Here is a 1408-nt window from a genome sequence, read left to right as displayed (position 1 = left end):
CATGACAATGCCGTTGCTTTTGGGGCTACTGCCATCTGTGGTTCAGGGCGATGGTGACGGCTGGGCGGTGCTGGCTGGCGGGTTCGTCGGATGCCTTGCTGCCGAAGGGGGTGATGCACGATTTCAGCTTCCGTGGGCAGTCACGTGACCGCCGTCGGGCCAGCAGGCCTCTGGTGATCTCGACCAGGCCGAGGCGACGGTCACGTCTGCGTGCTGAGGGGGGAAAAGCCGCCCGGTGCGATCACCGAGCGGCGGACAACGTGCAGGGCCCGGGTGAATGAGGTCCGCTCCGGCGGGCACTGCGCGATGCGGGAGGCTTCGACGAGCAGGTCCCGGGTGGCGTGGTGGACGATCAGGTGGGCGAAGATCTCTTGGCGGACGCCGTCGGGTGTCTGTGAGCGGAGGACGGGTCTGTCGCGCTGATGGGTCTTGATCTCGTCGAAGACGAGCTCGATCTCCCAGCGTCGCGCGTACAGTTCTGCGAGTTCGGCAGCCGGGTACCTCTCGTGGTCCATCAGACTGGTGATCAGCCGGATCACCTCGGCCTGGCCATCGATCCGGTACTCGACCACCCTCACCAGAGCCGGCGGGGCCTTGACTGTCCCGGCCGCTTTGCTGTGCTTGTTTGCCTGGATGCGAGCCAGGTAGCTTCCGTCCGCGAGGACGTCTTCGACCCTCCGAGCCATCCGCCGTTCCGTCCGCCACAGCAGATGGGCGCCCCGCTCACGCAGGCGGTGCCAGCGTGCCAGGCCCCAGAATCCGCGATCAGCCAGCAGCAACGTGCCGGTGCCGACATGTCGCTCAAGTTCGTCGGAAACGATCCGCTCCGAGTCCTTCCAGCCACCGATCACCGCGTCCAGCACGGCATGCGAGGAGCATTCCGCCACCGCGACCACACGCGCCATCGGATAGCCCATGGGACTGCGCTGGGAGCCGGACTTGCCGAAGGTTTCCCGGTTGCTGGCCGAGTCGGGCACCGCCAGCAGCATTCCGTCGACGGCCAGGACGCTCAGATCGTGAAAGAGCTCGGGACCGTGTCCCTGCGGCCGGGCTATCGCGCGAAACAGATCGCGCATCACCGTCCACCCCAGTCTCTGCCTGGCCCTGGTCAGGGAAGACTTGTTCACCCCCGACCAAGACCTCAGCCCCGGCTCGCCCGCCTTCAACAGGCGCAGAACCTCCAGGTAATCGACCCGCGGGAACAGGCAGAGGGCGAGAACGAAGTACACCGTGAACCGGGCCGACAGCAGACGGCGGCGCTTCTCCCCGCACCCCGCCTCGGCAACGACACGGTCCACCAGCTCAGGCGGACACGACCGGGTCAAGATCCCCAACCCCAGGCACTCCAAGCGCGACACCAACACGAACGGCCCAACGCGCTGCCCGCCCCAAAAGCAACGGCATTGTT

1 protein-coding gene is annotated in these 1408 nt (G+C 66.5%); it reads right to left on the bottom strand.

The window, feature by feature from the left end; translation table 11 throughout:
* Positions 1 to 200: 200 nt before the first annotated feature.
* Positions 201 to 1408, bottom strand: a 1208-nt coding sequence (locus ABZ565_RS35570) for an IS4 family transposase (RefSeq protein ID WP_361036462.1), incomplete at its 5' end; no start/stop codon positions are given.

This window comes from Streptomyces sp. NPDC016469, assembly GCF_040632905.1.
Taxonomy (GTDB): domain Bacteria; phylum Actinomycetota; class Actinomycetes; order Streptomycetales; family Streptomycetaceae; genus Streptomyces.
Note: the sequence above shows the minus strand (reverse complement) of the source record. Positions and strands in the feature narration are given on the sequence as shown.